Raw genomic sequence first — 16215 nt, 5'->3', positions numbered from 1 at the left:
CGGCCCGTTGTGGTGTTTCGGCCCGGTCGGCCAATTACGCCGCCAGCTCCTTGGTCAGGTTCTCCGCGACCTTGTCGAGGAAGCCGGTGGTCGAGAGCCAGCGCTGGTCGGCGCCGACCAGGAGCGCAAGGTCCTTGGTCATATAGCCGGCCTCGACGGTGTCGACGCAGACCTTCTCCAGCGTGGCCGCGAACTTGGCGAGCTCGGCATTGTTGTCGAGCTTGGCGCGGTGGGCGAGGCCGCGCGTCCAGGCGAAGATCGACGCGATCGAGTTGGTCGAGGTCTCCTTGCCCTTCTGGTGCTCGCGGTAGTGACGGGTCACCGTGCCGTGGGCAGCTTCCGCCTCGACGGTCTTGCCGTCGGGGGTCAGCAGCACCGAGGTCATCAGGCCGAGCGAGCCGTAGCCCTGCGCGACCGTGTCGGACTGCACGTCGCCATCGTAGTTCTTGCAGGCCCAGACGTAGCCGCCGGACCATTTCAGCGCCGAGGCCACCATGTCGTCGATCAGGCGGTGCTCGTAGGTCAGGCCCTTGGCGTCGAACTCCTTCTTGAACTCCTTGTCGAAGATCTCCTGGAAGATGTCCTTGAAGCGCCCGTCATAGACCTTGAGGATCGTGTTCTTGGTCGACAGGTACACCGGGTAATTGCGGAGCAGGCCGTAATTGAACGAGGCGCGGGCGAAGTCGATGATGGAATCGTCGAGATTGTACATCTCCATCGCGACGCCGGCGCCGGGCGCCTTGAACACTTCCTTCTCGATCACGGTGCCGTCCTCGCCGACGAACTTCAGCGAGAGGGTGCCCTTGCCGGGGAACTTGATGTCGGTGGCGCGGTACTGGTCGCCATAGGCGTGGCGGCCGATGATGATCGGCTTGGTCCAGCCGGGAACCAGGCGCGGCACGTTCTTGCAGATGATCGGCTCGCGGAAGATCACGCCGCCGAGGATGTTGCGGATGGTGCCGTTCGGCGACTTCCACATCTGCTTGAGGTTGAACTCCTTCACCCGGGCTTCATCCGGGGTGATGGTGGCGCATTTGACGCCGACGCCGACCTTCTTGATGGCCTCGGCGGCATCGATCGTGACCTGATCGTTGGTGTGGTCGCGGTATTCCATGCCCAGGTCGAAATAGAGCAGCTCGACATCCAGGAACGGGTTGATCAGCTTGTCCTTGATGTACTGCCAGATGATCCGGGTCATCTCGTCGCCATCGAGCTCGACGACGGGATTGGATACCTTGATTTTTGCCATGATCGGGGAAGCCTCTTGGGAACGGCGCTCGTCGCGCGCCAGCTGGAATATCCGCCGCCTCTTAGCACCGCCGCGCGGCGGACGAAAGCCAAGGGATTATGCACTTTTAGCTCATCCAGCTTCCGCTGGCGGGGGGCGGGGAGCCGCCCCGCTGCAGGACCGGATCGGCGGATTCGGAAGAGAGTTAAAAGTCGAATCCAAGCCGTTATTTCCCTTGAGAATTTCGTCAGGACAGGCAAACGACAGACCGCGAGGGGCAGGCCCGGTCCTGGGGCCGCTTGAATCAATTCCTGAGTCGGCCTCGCCAAGGCCTTGAGACGAAGAGTGAAAGCAAAGCGAGATGTCGGGGACTGACAAGAGCAAGGCCGGCCTTTCCCTCGACGGTCCCATCGTGGTCCTGGTCGAGCCGCAGCTCGGCGAGAACATCGGCATGGCCGCGCGCGCCATGGGCAATTTTGCCCTCGGGCGCTTACGCATCGTCAATCCCCGCGACGGCTGGCCCAACATCGCCGCCCAGCGGGCCGCGGCCGGCGCCGACCACATCCTGGAAAAGGTCGAATTGTTCGGCACGGTCGCAGAGGCGGTCGCCGACCTCGACCTCCTGTTCGCCACCACCGCACGGCCCCACGACCAGGCCAAGCCGGTGGTCGGGCCGGAGGCGGCTGCCGCCGAGATCGCCGGGCAACTCGCGACCGGCGGCAGGGCCGGCATCCTGTTCGGCCGCGAGCGCTGGGGGCTGACCAACGAGGAGGTCGGGCTTTCCAACCGCATCATCACCTTCCCGGTCAATCCGGGCTTTGCCTCGCTCAACCTCGCCCAGGCCGTGCTGCTGGTCGGCTACGAATGGTTCAAGCGGGCGACCGCGGGCGCGCTGCCGCACGCCATGCCTGAACGATCCGAGCGCGCCTCGCAGCACCAGATGCAGGCCTTCTTCGACAATCTCGTGCGCGAGCTCGACAAGGTCGAGTTCCTGCGCCCCGCGGAGAAGCGCGACACCATGCTGGTCAACCTGCGCAACATCTTCACCCGGATGGAGCCGACCAAGCAGGACATGCACACGCTGCATGGTGTGATCATGGCGATCGCGGAAGGACGCAAGGGTCCGGCCAAGGGCGGCGTGCTCGACGGCGAGCAGGCGACGCGCCTGCGCGCGCTCTTGGCCGAGCACGGCCAGGGCGGCGGCGTGCCCGACAGCGGCTCGACCGTGCGCGGCCTTGCCCGCCTGCTCCGCCGCAACCCGACCGACGCCGAGCGCCTGCTCTGGCAGGCGCTGACGCGTGACCGCCGCTTTGCCGGCCAGTTCAAGAGACAAACGCCCGTGGGGCGCCACATCCCGGACTTCGTCTCCTTCCCGCACCGGATCGCGATCGAGCTGGTCAACCCGGGCGAGGGGGAAGCGATCGCCGCCGACCGCGCGGGACGGCGGACCTGGCTGGAGGCGCGGGACTATCGCGTGCTCGACATTCGGGCAGCGGATGTGGAGCGCGATCTGGAGGCGGAGCTGGTGCGGCTGCAGGGGATGATGGAGCAGTAGGTTCTCAGCGGGTGGTGGTGTCATCGAAGCGCGCGGATGCGGCGACGACGGCGGCAAGCGCTGCGGCGATCAGCATGATGGCCAGTGCGGCCGTCCACCCATAGGCCTCAACCGCACTTCCGACCGCAACAGGTCCGGCCACCTGGCCGAGATTGCTGCCCTGCATGACCAGACCGGTGACCACAGGAATGAGTGCCGCGGATGGCGCGAGCAAGGGGATCGATGAGATCAGGACGGCCGGCATCAGGCCGCCGACCGCCGCGAACAGGATGCACAGCAGAAGCGTGGGCGTATCGCCGAACATCTGCAGGAAGATCCCAGGAGCGGAAAACCCCATCGCCAGACAGGCCGCGACGAGCAGCATCGAATGCCTGGCGCCACGCGCAAGCAGGTAGCCGGCCGCGACATTGCCGATGATGTTGCTCGCGGTGGCAAGAGCACTGAGCATGCCGGCGGTGCCATGGGGGATGTTCATCCGCTCCATCAGCAGCACCGGGAGGAAGCTGAACAGCGCGAAGAACATCAGGCTGTAGAGGGCAAAGCATCCGGCCAGCAGAAGCGGGCCCTTGCTTGCCGCTACGCGCATGGCGTCCAACATCGTGCGCCGCCACGATGCCGAGATCCGCTTCGGGGCAGCCGGAATATTCATCCAAGCCGCCGCGATGGCGATCGCCGCAGCACCGGCGCTGCCCCACCACAGAGCGCGCCAGTCGCTGAAGAACGTCCCGACGAGCATCGCGAGCGCAATGCCGGCCGGCATGAAACAGCTCCACAGGGCAAGCGGAACGTCTTGTTGCCCGGACGGGACTACTCTGTTCAGGATCGCCGGTCCCGCAACAATGATCAGAAGGAAACCTGAACCTTCCAGGATGCGCGATGCGAGAAGGACCGCATAGCCGGTTGCGATCGCGCCGATGACGGCGCCAAGGATGAGCAGCCCAAGGCCGAGAATGAGACTTTGCCGATCTCCAGCGCGGGCGACGAGGGAGCCGGCAGGGATACCGCCCAACAGGCCGAGAACAGCGATTATCCCGGTCAGCCACCCGGCAGCGGCGAGGTCAAGGCCCAGGTCCTTTTGCAGCATGGGCGTGGCGATGGCAGCCTTGCCCACCTGGATCGCGGCGACGATGCCGGAGCCCACGACGATGCTCACCACATGCCAATGTCGATCTCGCAAGGACGGGGCAGGTGCGGCCGCCGCCATCAGGCCGCCTCCTTGAGCCGCCCAGCGGCCAAGGCGCGAGCAATCTCGGCGACATGGCGTCCCTGAAAGCGTGCCCCGGCCAGTTCGTTGGCGCTGGGGCGACGATCCCCGCCGCTGCCGTCGTCGGCGAGCGTCGATGCGCCGTAGGGCGAGCATCCGGTGACCTCGTCCATGCGCATCTGCCCCTTGAATGTGTAGGGCAGCCCGACCACGACCATGCCGAGGTGCAGCAGCACGGTGTGCACGGAGAGGATGGTGCTTTCCTGACCGCCATGCTGGCTGCCCGTGGATGTGAAGACGCTGCCGACCTTGCCCACGAGCTTGTTCTCGAACCACAGGCCGCCGCACTGGTCCAGGAAGTTCTTCATCTGCGCGGCCATGTTCCCGAAACGCGTCGGCGTGCCAAAGATGATCGCGTCGTAGTCCGGCAATTCGGCCACGGCAGCGGTCTCGGCGCGCTGATCGAGCTTGTATCCGGCCTTTTGCGCGACGTGGTCGGGAACAATTTCCGGTACGCGCTTGATGGCAACTTCGGCTTCGGCTTCCCGTGCACCCCGGGCAATCTCTTCAGCCATCGTCTCGATGTGGCCGTAGGACGAGTAGTACAGCACCAGGACTTTCGTCATTTTCCTTCCTCGCTCTCGCAGGTGGGCTGGGAGCCAAAATAGGTCTGTGCATGATCGGCGGTAGCGCGATAAGATCGATGAGTTTGATCGACTGGATAGATCATGCTGGATGTGCTGACGCTTGATCAGTTGCGAACATTCGTGACGGTGGCGGAATGCGGGAGCTTCCGGTCGGCCGCCGCTCGGCTGTCCCGTGTCCAGTCCGCCATCAGCCATGCCATCGCCAATCTGGAGGCCGAGCTGGGTCTTGCGCTGTTCGATCGCACGGGTCATCGGCCCGTATTGACGCCTGAGGGGCAGTCACTGCTCGCCAACGCACGTGACATTCTCCTCAGAGTGGACGCGATGCGGGCGAGAGCCCGGGGCCTTGGCGAGGGAGTCGAACTCGAGCTTTCCTTGACGGTCGACACCTTGTTTCCGATCGGCAAGGTTGGCGCGGCATTGACGAAGATGCGCGCCGCCTATCCCTCGGTCTCGATCAGGCTTGCGGTCGAGCCGCTGGGTGGACCGATCGCCTCGCTGATCGACAAACGCAGTTCGCTGGCGATCGTGGTGGGAGAGGATTTCCGCGACGCGCGGATCGCGCTCGAGGCGATCTCGTCGGTGGAGCAGGTTGCCGTCGTTTCCGCTAAGCACCCATTGGCGAGGCGGCAATCGCACAGCACGATCAGCCTTCAGGATCTGGCGGATCATCTGCAGATCGTTCTGTCCGACCCGACGCCGTTGACCGAAGGACGCATGTTCGGTGTTCTGTCGCCGCAGACCTGCCGGGTCACCAATCAGGACACCAAGCACGCGATGATCCTCGCTGGCCTCGGCTGGGGCCGCCTGCCGTTCTGGCAGGTGGAGCGCGATCTGAAGGAAAGGCGCCTTATGCGGCTTGCCACCACCGCTCTCGGACGGCGCAGCCAGGTTGCCGCAGAAGCCTATCTCGCGCACCGGCTGGACGAGCCGTTCGGACCAGCCGCGCTGGCGTTTCGCCAGGCCTTGATGCAGCTGGCCGAGACCTAGCCTGACATGGCCGCAGGCGCGGGATGACCGCGTGCCGGCCACCCAGCTTCATTGATACATGTCAAAGAACGGGGACCTCCTCCCGGTAGGTTCGAGGCAAAAGGGGGGCCGATATGTCAATTGACCGTCGCCAGGCGCTGGCCGTGTTCAGCGCCGCCGTATCGTCGCTTGTGATGTCCCGCACGGCACGCGCCGAGTTTGACGGTCCTGTCGTCAGGGCCCTGGAGGGTGGCGAAGATTTCTGGCTCGCCCAGGACGCCTATATCTACGGCTATCCGCTTGTGACGATGGAAATGACCCGCCGCGTGATGACCAACGTCGCGGCGCCAGAGGGCACGCGTGGGCCGATGGGGCAGTTCGTCAAGCTGCGCAAATACCCTGATGCCAGCTTCAAGGACGTCACCGCACCCAACGCAGATACCCTCTACACGACCGCCTGGATCGACGTGGGAGACGAACCCTGGGTCCTGACCATGCCTGACATGAAGGACCGTTACTTCCTGTTTCCGATGCTGGACGGCTGGACCAACGTCTTCCAGGTCCCTGGCAAGCGCACCACCGGCACCAGGGCGCAGACCTACGCGATCACCGGCCCGGGCTGGAAGGGAACGCTTCCCGCCGGCATCAAGGAATACAAATCACCCACGAGCATGGTGTGGATTCTGGGCCGCATCTACTGCACCGGCACGCCGGAAGATTATGCAACCGTGCATGCCGCGCAGGACGAGTTCAAGCTCGTGCCGCTCAGCGCCTACGGCAAGTCCTATACGCCTCCGGCAGGCAAGGCCGATGCGTCGATCGACATGAAGACGGCAGTTCGCGACCAGGTCAACCGCATGGATGCCGCCGCCTATTTCACGCTTCTGGCGCAATTGATGAAGCGCAATCCGCCGGCCGCCGCGGATGCGCCTGAGGTCGCCAAATTCGCGAAGATCGGTCTTGTCCCCGGCAAGGATTTCGACGCGAGCAAGTTCGATGCTGCCTTCGCCAAGCGGGTCCCGCAGGTGGCATTCGACCGCATCATGCTGCAGTTCAAGGTCAACAAGGCGATCAGGAATGTCAACGGCTGGGCCTTCGACGCCGAAGCCGGCGTCTACGGTACCAATTATTTCAACCGCGCCCTGGTCACGGCCATCGGCCTCGGCGCCAACCGAATTCAGGATGCGTGCTATCCGACATCGCAGAAGGACGCCGACGGGAAAGACTATGTCGGCAGCAACAAGTACGTCATGCGCTTTCCGAAGGGGCAGCTTCCTCCGGTCGGCGGTTTCTGGTCGCTGACGATGTATGACGAGAACTATTTCTTCGTCGCCAATCCGATCAACCGCCAGTCGATCAGCGCCCGTCAGAACCTCAAAGCCAATCCGGACGGTTCGGTCGACCTCTACATCCAGAAGGACAATCCAGGCTCCGACAAGGAGAGCAACTGGCTTCCTGCGCCCGCCGGCAAGTTCGTGCTGATGTTGCGCATGTACTGGCCCAACGAGAAGTCGCCTTCGATCATCAACGGGACCTGGAAGCCGCCTCCGGTCCGGCAGGTGACGAGCAGCTAAAGCACGATCCAGAGGGCTACAGCCGCTACGCCCGGGCGGTTATCGGGCCATGGGCGATTACACCGTCTCCAATTGCTCCGCCGCGCGCTTCCTCTTCGCCTTGGCCTGTCCGAGCAGGGGGCCGGCGGTGAGAGCTGCGGTGTCCGCGACGCCGGGGTCGCGCGAGATCATCGCGGCGACGATGGCGCCGTCGATGATGAGGCCGAGCTGGTGCGCCAGCACGGCGGGCTCGGCCGAGCCGAGCTCACCGGCGAGCTTCTCGATATGGCCGAGCACGATCTTCTTGTGCTTCAGCGCGATGTTGCGGAACTGCTTGGCGTCCTTGTCGTGCTCGCCGACGGCGTTGATGAAGGGGCAGCCGTAGAAGCGCTCTTCGGCGAACCAGCTCTTCAGTGCGGGGAAGATGCGCGTGAGTTTCGCCTGCGCATCGCCGCCGCCTTGCTCCATGGCGCCAATGAACCATTCGCGCCATTGCTTGCCTTCGCTCTCCAGCACCGCGTTGACGAGGTTGGTCTTGGAGCCGAACAATTTGTAGAGCGTGGTCTTGGCGGTGCCGGCCTCTTCGATGATCGCATCGATGCCGGTGGCGTTGATGCCGTTCTTGCAGAACAGATGCGTCGCCGCGTTGAGCAGGCGGCCTCGTGCGGATTCGTCGTCGCCGGCAGCGGCGTGGGGCGAATTCTTTTTCGATGACGTCTTTGCCATGGACTCAAACTTACCCGCAGCCGTGCCGCATCAGCAAGCCGCATCTGTTTAGCGCTGAAAAGATTCGCAAGAGCGGGCCGGTCTGCATCGCGTTTGAGCAAAGGCCGGCTGATCAATCCGCAGGCAGGGAGGCTTAAGCGGCTCCAAAGCTTCGCCTTTTGTTTTTCGTCGGCTCTGGCACGCTCCATGCAAGGAAACAGACCGTTCGGTATCCTACCGATTTCCACTTCTGCCAGGGAGAAGACTGATGACTGCCGTCGTCCAGAAGACAGTGCTGACGGGGTGCCTCGCGCCCATCGACAAGAACGGGCTCGAGCAACTGATTGCCAACGGCAAGGCAAATCCGAAGGTCATCAAGACCTTGAAGTGCAAGACGGTCGCGGAAGGCAAATTCCGCCACGCCAACTACATCCGCAACCTGCAGCCCTACATCGTCGACGAGCCGCCGGGTCTCTTGGGCGACGACACCGCGCCCAATCCGTCGGAGGCCTCGCTCGCCGCGCTCGGCTCGTGCCTTGCGGTCGGCCTGCATGCCAACGCCGTGCACCGCGGCTGGATCGTCAACAAGCTCGAGCTGGAGCTCGAAGGCGACCTCAACATCACCGCGGTCTGGGGCACCGGCGATGTCTCCGACAAGCCGGTCGGATTCACCGACGTCCGCGTCAAGGTCGACATGGAGTGCGAGGGCATCTCGCCGGACGAGATCAACGCGCTGGTCGCCCATGTGAAGAAGTGGTCGCCGGTCGCCAACACCTTCACCCGGCCGGTCAATCTCGAGGTCGGCATCTAGCAGACGGCAATCAGGACAGGGTGCGGGAGACGATCATGGGTTCACTGGCTTTATCGATGGCCGACGTTCTGGATCAGCCCGCACCGTCCATTGCGGGCGAGGTGGCGCGGATCGCGCGCGAAGAGCTCGCGCCGCTGGCCGCTGCAATCGACGACGGATCGGTCTATCCGGCCGAGGTGCTGCGCAAGTTCGGTGCGGTCGGGGCGTGGGGCAGCCACGTGCCGCATGAAGGACCGGCGGACCTGCGCTGTGCCGTTCAGGCAATGGCCGAAATTGGCCAGGTCTGCGGTGCCACGGCCTTCATGGCGTGGTGTCAGAACACGCTGGTCTGGTACGCGGCGAATTCCACCAATGTGAAGCTCGCCAAGCGCTTCGGCGATGCCTTCTCGACCGGCCGCGTGCTCGGCGGCACCGGGCTCTCCAATCCCATGAAGAGCTTCTTCGGCATCGAGAAGCTCAAGCTGAAGGGCCGCAAGGTCGAGGGCGGCTACATCGTGCGCGGCGCGCTGCCCTGGGTCTCCAATCTCGGTCCCGACCATTATTTCGGCACCATCTTCGAGCGCGAGGATGATGCGGGCACTGTCATGTTCCTGGCGGATTGCTCCGACCCCGCGATCACGCTGACGCCGTGCAAGCCGTTCCTCGCGATGGACGGCACCGGCACCTATGGCGTGCAGTTCCGCGACGCCTTCGTGCCGGACGAGCTGATCCTCGCCGATCCCGCCGCGCCCTTCGTCAAGAAGATCCGCGCCGGCTTCATCCTGCTCCAGGCCGGCATGGCGCTGGGGTTGATCAAGGATTGCATCGACATCATGGGCGAGGTCGACGCGCCCCTCGGGCACATCAACCGCTATCTGCCGCAGCAGCCGGTGCAGTTCCGCGAACTCGCCGCCGAGCTCGAGGCCGAGACCATGACGCTGGCGCGCGATCCCTACAACGAGGAGGAGACCTACTGGCGCAAGGTGATCGCGCTCCGGCTTCGCGCCGGCGAGGCCAGCGTCGCGGCGGCACATGCAGCGATGCTGCATTGTGGCGCACGCGGCTACCTCAAGAGCCACCGCGCGCAGCGGCGTCTGCGCGAGGCCTATTTCGTCGCGATCGTCACGCCGGCCACCAAGCAGCTGCGCAAGATGCTCGCCGATTCTTGAATCTACGAGTCCACCCGAAGACCCACCAACCTCAACGGAGAGGCTGCCATGACTGACGTCCTGATCACTGCCGTCGAACTCGCCGATCTCTTGAAGCTAGAGCCGTGTGTCGTCATCGACACCCGCAATCCCGATGCTTACGCCGCCGGGCACCTGCCGGGCGCCGTGAACGTGCACGAGATCTTTACGTTCCTGGCGACCTCGACGCCGGAAGGCATGGCCGAGCTCAAGACGAAATTCGCCGATGCGTTCGGCGCTGCCGGCCTGTCGGGCAAGGAGACCGCCGTGATCTACGAGCAGTCGATGAATTCCGGCTTCGGCCAGTCCTGCCGCGGCTATTACCTGCTCACCATGCTCGGCTATCCCAAGGTGAAGGTGCTGCATGGCGGCTTCGATGCCTGGTCGGCGGCGGGCTTCCCGGTGACCAAGGACGTGCCGACGCCGGTGAAGGCTTCGTTCGCGATCGTGCCTGAAGCCAGCGAGATCCTGATCGATGCCAAGACCATGCTCGGTGCCGTCGGCAAGCCGGGCATCGCTATCCTCGACGTGCGCGACGTCGACGAGTGGATCGGCGATAGCTCCTCGCCCTACGGCAAGGATTTCTGCCCGCGCAAGGGCCGCATTCCGGGCGCCGTGTGGCTGGAATGGTATCGCATGATGAAGCCGACCGCCGAAGGCCCGCGCTTCAAGTCCAAGGACGAGATTCTGGCCGAATGCGCCACCGTCGGCATCTCGCCGACCACGCCGGTCTATCTCTACTGCTTCAAGGGCGCGCGCGCCTCCAACACCTTCCTGGCGCTGAAGAACGCCGGCGTGAAGGACGTGCGGATGTATTTCGGCTCCTGGAACGAATGGTCGCGCGATCCCTCGCTGCCGATCGAGCAGGGCCTGCCGATGGCAGCGGGCGTGACGACCAAGGCGGCGTGAGAACAACGTGAGAGCGGCAGCAAGTTCGGTCCACCTCTCCCCAGCGGGGAGAGGTCGGATTGCGCAGCAATCCGGGTGAGGGGGTGCCGCTCAGTGAGACTGAAACCCCTCACCCGGATCGCATCTTTCGGTGCGATCCGACCTCCCCCTACGGGAGAGGTGTCTCTCTCGGCGCGCACCGATTCAAACAAAATTCGTTCCTTCGCTAGCCGTTCACACCAGTCGCGGACGAGGCGTAATTCCCAGCGCCTTGATCCGCGAGGCCAGCGTGGTCGGCTTGATGTCGAGCATCTCGGCCGCGCCGCCGGGGCCGAAGACTTTTCCGGAAGAGGCCTCGAGCGCGGCCAGGATGTTGGCGCGCTCGTGGTCGCGCATTTCGGATGACGTCATGATCGCAGGCCGCGCGTCGGCCTTCTGGCGGGTGGCGCCGGCCAGGGCCAGCGCGCCGGAGGCGTCAGGCAGATCGATGCGCAGGCGGCCGTTCTGCGACAGGATCGCGGCGCGCTCGATCACGTTCTGCAGTTCGCGGACATTGCCGGGCCAGTCGTAGCGGGTCAGCCGCCGCGCATCGCCCTCCGACAGACGCAGGTTGGATTTCAGCGCCTTGCTCTCGCGCGTCAGGAAATGTTGCGCGAGCAGGGGAATGTCCTCGCGGCGCTCGCGCAAGGGCACGGTCTCGATCGGAAACACGTTGAGGCGGAAATAGAGGTCCTCGCGAAAGCGGCCGCGCTGCACCTCCTGCTTGAGATCGCGATTGGTCGCAGCGATGACGCGAACGTCGACCGCGCGGGTGCGGGCCTCGCCGACGCGCTCGAAATGGCCCTCCTGCAATACACGCAGCAGCTTGCCTTGCAGCTCGAGCGGAATCTCGCCGACCTCGTCCAGGAACAGCGTGCCGCCGTCGGCGAGCTCGAACCGGCCGATGCGGTCGCGCGTTGCGCCGGTGAAGGCGCCGCGGACGTGGCCGAAGAACTCGCTCTCGAACAATTCGCGCGGGATCGCGGCGCAATTGACCCGGATCAGCGGCCGGTCGCGGCGGGTGGAATCCTCGTGGATGGCGCGGGCGATCAGCTCCTTGCCGGTGCCGGATTCGCCGGTGATCATCACCGCCGCCGTGGTCGGCGCCACCAGCTTGACCTGGCGCAGCGTCTTCTGGATCGCCTCGCTGCCCCCGATGATGCCGCGCGGATTGGTCTCGATGCGGATCTCCTCCTGGAGGTAGGCGTTCTCCAGCTCGAGCCGCTCGCGCAGGCGGTCGACCTCGGCGAGGGCCGCGTGCAGTTTCTCGTCGGCCTCGCGGCGCTGGCTGACGTCGCGAAACACGACGACGGCGCCGACCACGACGCCGCGGTCGCGGATCGGCGTCGAGGTGTACTCGACCCAGGCGGGCGAGCCGTCCTTGCGCCAAAACACCTCGCCGTCGACCTGGTGCACGGCGCCGTCGCGGAACGCCGCATAGATCGGGCAGTCGTGGCTGTGATAGTGCCGGCCGTCGTGGTGGGTGTGGTGCACGATCGGGTGGATCTCCTTGCCGACCAGCTCCTCGGCGGTCCAGCCCAGCATGCGCTCCGCCGCGGGATTGACGAAGGTGGTCTTGCCTTCGGCGTTGACGCCATAGATGCCTTCGCCGGCGGCGCGCAGGATCAACTGGTTCTCGCGCTCGATGTCCTGAAATACGCGCTCGACCCGCTGCCAGGTCGAGATGCCGCCGCGCATATGGTCTTCGGCGGCGGCATCGACATTGCGCCGACGGCGCGCTTCCACATCGGTCAGCGTCAGCAGCAGCAGTGTGCGGCCGTCATGCGGCAGCAGGCAGCCGGCATATTCGAGCCGGAGATCTTGCCCCGTGGCGTGGCGCGGGGTGAGCGCCGTGGTCCAGTAGGCGCCCTTGTGCAGCACGGCCTGGGTGAAGACGGTGAGGGCGGGAAGATCGCCGGCGTGGAGCGTGCTGGCGCTGGTCTGCCGCAGCAAAGCGCGGTCGTAACCGAGCAGGGCGCAGGCGGCGGGATTGGCATCGACGATCTGGTCGCCGAAGGGATCGACCAGCAGGGTCGCCTCGACCGAGGATTCGAAGGCTGCGATGCGCGGATCGATGATGGGGGCCACATCGTCGTGGACGGGCATTGGCGTCGTTGCCATTGCGAAATCTCGTAATTGAACTACGAAATCTCGTTTATCACGAGTTTTCGTAGCGGCCAAGTGCGGGTGAAAGTGCTGCGTCATCAAAGCACTGCCCCGCCGAAATGGCATGGCATGCTCCTTGCGTAATTGTTCCTCGCCATGACGCGCAGGAGGGCCGATGTCCACGTTCGACAATCCGTTTGATCCCGATCGCAACCTTAGAGCCGGCTGCGTTTGCGGCCAGCATCGTTCCGCAGCCGAGCACGAGCAGGCCACAGCGCTGCATTGCGAACCGGTCGCAAGCGAAGAGGAGCGTTACGAGGGCGTGGTCGCCTCCGCCGTGATGCGCGCGATGTTTCCGCAGGACGTGGCGCGGCGCGCCTTCCTGAAGTCGGTCGGCGCATCGACCGCGCTCGCCGCGCTATCGCAATTCTTCCCGATCAAGACGGCGACCGAAGTGTTCGCGCAAGCCGGCGCGCCCGAGAAGAAGGACCTCAAGGTCGGCTTCATCCCGATCACCTGCGCGACGCCGATCATCATGGCGGCGCCGATGGGCTTCTATTCAAAGCACGGGCTCAACGTCGAGGTGGTGAAGACCGCCGGCTGGGCCGTGATCCGCGACAAGACCATCAACAAGGAGTACGACGCCGCCCACATGCTGGCCCCGATGCCGATCGCGATCTCGCTCGGTCTCGGCGCCAACGCCATTCCTTTCACCGTCCCCGCGATCGAGAACATCAACGGGCAGGGCATCACGCTTGCGATGAAGCACAAGGACAAGCGCGACCCGAAGGACTGGAAGGGAATGAAGTTCGCCATCCCCTTCGACTATTCCATGCACAATTACCTGTTGCGCTATTATCTCGCCGAGCACGGTCTCGACCCTGACACCGACGTGCAATTGCGCTCGGTGCCGCCGCCCGAGATGGTCGCGAACCTCCGCGCCGACAACATCGACGGCTTCCTCGCGCCCGACAACATCTGCCAGCGCGCGATCTATGACGGTGTCGGCTTCATGCATCTGCTCTCCAAGGAGATCTGGGATGGCCATCCCTGCTGCAGCTTTGCCGCGAGCCGCGAGTTCATCACGACGGCGCCGAACAGTTTTGCGGCGCTGACGCGGGCGATCGTCGATGCCACCGCCTACGCGTCGAAGGCGGAGAACCGCAAGCAGATCGCGGAAGCGATCGCGCCGGCGAACTACATCAACGCGCCCGTCACCGTGCTGGAGCAGGTCCTGACCGGCACCTATGCCGACGGGCTCGGCGGGGTGAAGACCGATCCCAAGCGCGTCGATTTCGATCCGTTCCCCTGGCAGTCCTTTGCGGTGTGGATGCTGACGCAGATGAAGCGCTGGGGCCAGATCAAGGGCGACGTCGACTACAAGGCGGTGGCCGAGCAGGTATATCTGGCGACCGATACCAAGAAGCTGATGACCGAGATGGGCCTCACGCCGCCGGCGAGTGCCTACAAGTCGTTCGCGGTGATGGGCAAGACTTTCGATCCGGCGAAGCCGGATGATTATCTGGCGAGCTTCAAGATCAAGAAGGCGTCGTGAGGTGAGGCGATGACCACCCCCCTCCGCCTGCGCGCGGGCCTCGTCTCCCTCGTGCTGCTCGCCGCCTTTCTCGGCATCTGGCATCTCGCCACGCGGTCCACCGCGCCCGTGACGACGATGAGCCCGGAATACGCCAAGCTGATGGGCCTCACCGCGACGCAGGGCAAATCGGCGATGCCCGGGCCGCTCGATGTCGGCGCCAAGCTCTGGGAGCATCTGAAACGGCCGTTCTACGACAACGGGCCGAACGACAAGGGGCTCGGCATCCAGCTCGGCTATTCCATCGCGCGCGTCGGCGCCGGCTATCTCTTGGCCGTGCTGGTCGCGATCCCGCTCGGCTTCCTGATCGGGATGTCGCCGCTGCTGAGCAAGGCGCTCGATCCGTTCATCCAGGTCTTGAAGCCGATCTCGCCCTTGGCCTGGATGCCGCTCGCGCTCTACACCATCAAGGATTCCTCGGTCTCGGCGATCTTCGTCATCTTCATCTGCTCGATCTGGCCGATGCTGCTCAACACCGTGTTCGGGGTGGCGAGCGTCCGCAAGGAATGGATCAACGTGGCGCGGACGCTGGAGGTCGGCACCGTCAGGCGTGCCTTCACGGTGATCCTGCCCGCAGCGGCGCCGACCATCCTGACCGGCATGCGCATCTCGATCGGCATTGCCTGGCTCGTGATCGTCGCCGCCGAGATGCTCGTCGGCGGCACCGGCATCGGCTATTTCGTCTGGAACGAGTGGAATAATCTGTCGATCACCAACGTCATCATCGCGATCCTCCTGATCGGGATCGTCGGCATGCTGCTCGACCAGATCCTCGCGCGCTTCACGCGCATGGTCACGTTTCCGGAGTAGAGGCGATGACCGACAAGTTCATCTCGATCGAAGGCATCGCCAAGCGCTATCCCGGCGCGGGCGGCGCGACGACCACCATCTTCGAGAACCTCTGGCTCTCGATGGCGCGCGGCGAGTTTGCCTGCGTGATCGGCCATTCCGGTTGCGGCAAGACCACGGTGCTCAACATCCTCGCCGGGCTCGACGCGCCGAGCGAGGGCGCGGTCATCGTCGACGGCCAGGCGATCTCGGGCACCAGCCTCGACCGCGCGGTGATCTTCCAGAGCCATGCGCTGTTGCCCTGGCGCACCGTGCTCGGCAACGTCGCCTACGCCGTCAGCTCGAAATGGCGCAGCTGGGACCGCGCCAAGGTGAGGGCGCATGCGCAGAAATTCATCGATCTCGTCGGCCTGTCCGGCGCCGAGCACAAGCGTCCGTCGGAGCTGTCGGGCGGCATGAAGCAGCGCGTCGGCATTGCGCGGGCGCTGTCGATCACGCCGAAGATGATGCTGATGGACGAGCCGTTCTCGGCGCTCGACGCGCTGACGCGCGGCACGCTGCAGGACGAGGTCCGCCGGATTTGCCTGGAGACCGGGCAGACCGCGTTCATGATCACCCATGACGTCGACGAGGCGATCTATCTCGCCGACAAGATCTTTCTGATGACCAACGGTCCCGGCGCGGTGCTGGCGGAGGTGGTCGAGAACCCGCTGCCGCGGGATCGCGGCCGCACCGACCTGCATCGGCATCCGCTGTACTACGCGCTGCGCAACCACATCATCGATTTCCTGGTGACGCGCAGCAAGACCTTCACCACCGAGAGGCCGGATCACGATCCGCGCAACGCGCCAACGGTGCAGATCGGCAAGCCCGGGCTGACGATCGCATCGACCGGCGAAGAGCCACGACAGACCTGGATGCCGGGGACAAGTCCCGGCTTGAGTGCCTAACAAGGAGACGC

The 16215-nt window shown here is 64.7% G+C and carries 14 protein-coding genes; 9 read left to right on the top strand and 5 right to left on the bottom strand.

The annotated features are described in order from the left end of the window. Positions 1–34: 34 nt before the first annotated feature. Positions 35–1249, bottom strand: coding sequence for an NADP-dependent isocitrate dehydrogenase (locus BDOA9_RS28330; RefSeq protein WP_025037318.1), 1215 nt, complete (start codon positions 1247–1249; stop codon positions 35–37). 340 nt (positions 1250–1589) lie between these two features. Between BDOA9_RS28330 and BDOA9_RS28325 the strand changes: the two genes are divergently transcribed. Further along, entirely contained in the window at positions 1590–2783 is a 1194-nt protein-coding gene (locus BDOA9_RS28325) for a TrmJ/YjtD family RNA methyltransferase (protein ID WP_025037317.1), read from the top strand. A gap of 4 nt (positions 2784–2787) precedes the next feature. On the opposite strand, the gene BDOA9_RS28320 is transcribed toward BDOA9_RS28325, so the two are convergent. Together BDOA9_RS28320 and wrbA are read right to left on the bottom strand one after the other, a co-directional pair. Further along, positions 2788–3987 carry an MFS transporter gene (locus tag BDOA9_RS28320; protein ID WP_025037316.1) on the bottom strand — a complete coding sequence of 400 codons (1200 nt, stop codon included), beginning with the start codon at positions 3985–3987 and terminating at the stop codon, positions 2788–2790. Then, positions 3987–4613: an NAD(P)H:quinone oxidoreductase gene (wrbA, locus tag BDOA9_RS28315; RefSeq protein ID WP_025037315.1), complete on the bottom strand. Its 627-nt coding sequence runs from the start codon at positions 4611–4613 to the stop codon at positions 3987–3989. The genes BDOA9_RS28320 and wrbA overlap by 1 nt, the downstream gene beginning before the upstream one ends. Positions 4614–4715: 102 nt before the next feature. Here wrbA and BDOA9_RS28310 point away from each other — a divergent pair, with 102 nt between their 5' ends. After that, positions 4716–5624: a LysR family transcriptional regulator gene (locus BDOA9_RS28310; RefSeq protein WP_025037314.1), complete on the top strand. Its 909-nt coding sequence runs from the start codon at positions 4716–4718 to the stop codon at positions 5622–5624. A gap of 113 nt (positions 5625–5737) precedes the next feature. Then, positions 5738–7177 carry a DUF1254 domain-containing protein gene (locus BDOA9_RS28305; protein WP_025037313.1) on the top strand — a complete coding sequence of 480 codons (1440 nt, stop codon included), beginning with the start codon at positions 5738–5740 and terminating at the stop codon, positions 7175–7177. A gap of 57 nt (positions 7178–7234) precedes the next feature. On the opposite strand, the gene BDOA9_RS28300 is transcribed toward BDOA9_RS28305, so the two are convergent. After that, positions 7235–7882, bottom strand: a complete 648-nt coding sequence (locus tag BDOA9_RS28300) for a TetR/AcrR family transcriptional regulator (RefSeq protein ID WP_025037312.1) — start codon at positions 7880–7882, stop codon at positions 7235–7237. A 247-nt stretch (positions 7883–8129) separates the two neighbouring features. Between BDOA9_RS28300 and BDOA9_RS28295 the strand changes: the two genes are divergently transcribed. The 3 genes from BDOA9_RS28295 to BDOA9_RS28285 are packed head-to-tail and all read left to right on the top strand — an operon-like array spanning position 8130 to position 10747. Further along, the gene (locus BDOA9_RS28295) at positions 8130–8672 is read left to right on the top strand and encodes an OsmC family protein (protein ID WP_025037311.1); all 543 of its coding nucleotides are present in this window, start codon (positions 8130–8132) and stop codon (positions 8670–8672) included. Positions 8673–8707: 35 nt separating this feature from the next. After that, on the top strand, positions 8708–9820 hold the full coding sequence (locus BDOA9_RS28290) for an acyl-CoA dehydrogenase family protein (RefSeq protein ID WP_025037310.1): 1113 nt from the start codon (positions 8708–8710) through the stop codon (positions 9818–9820). 48 nt (positions 9821–9868) lie between these two features. Then, on the top strand, positions 9869–10747 hold the full coding sequence (locus BDOA9_RS28285) for a sulfurtransferase (protein WP_025037309.1): 879 nt from the start codon (positions 9869–9871) through the stop codon (positions 10745–10747). Between the two features lie 213 nt (positions 10748–10960). Here the strand turns inward: BDOA9_RS28285 and BDOA9_RS28280 are convergent, their stop codons facing one another. After that, positions 10961–12886, bottom strand: a complete 1926-nt coding sequence (locus BDOA9_RS28280; protein ID WP_025037308.1) for a sigma 54-interacting transcriptional regulator — start codon at positions 12884–12886, stop codon at positions 10961–10963. Between the two features lie 160 nt (positions 12887–13046). Between BDOA9_RS28280 and BDOA9_RS28275 the strand changes: the two genes are divergently transcribed. Genes BDOA9_RS28275 through BDOA9_RS28265 form a run of 3 tightly spaced genes read left to right on the top strand, consistent with a single transcriptional unit; the run spans position 13047 to position 16204 of the window. After that, positions 13047–14426, top strand: coding sequence for a CmpA/NrtA family ABC transporter substrate-binding protein (locus BDOA9_RS28275; protein WP_025037307.1), 1380 nt, complete (start codon positions 13047–13049; stop codon positions 14424–14426). Positions 14427–14435: 9 nt separating this feature from the next. Further along, positions 14436–15275 (top strand): nitrate ABC transporter permease, encoded by an 840-nt coding sequence (ntrB, locus tag BDOA9_RS28270; RefSeq protein WP_025037306.1) that lies wholly within the window; start codon positions 14436–14438, stop codon positions 15273–15275. Positions 15276–15280: 5 nt separating this feature from the next. Next, positions 15281–16204: an ABC transporter ATP-binding protein gene (locus BDOA9_RS28265; protein WP_025037305.1), complete on the top strand. Its 924-nt coding sequence runs from the start codon at positions 15281–15283 to the stop codon at positions 16202–16204. The last annotated feature ends 11 nt before the right edge of the window (positions 16205–16215 follow it).

This window comes from Bradyrhizobium sp. DOA9 (genome assembly GCF_000617845.2).
Classification (GTDB): domain Bacteria; phylum Pseudomonadota; class Alphaproteobacteria; order Rhizobiales; family Xanthobacteraceae; genus Bradyrhizobium.
Note: the sequence above shows the minus strand (reverse complement) of the source record. Positions and strands in the feature narration are given on the sequence as shown.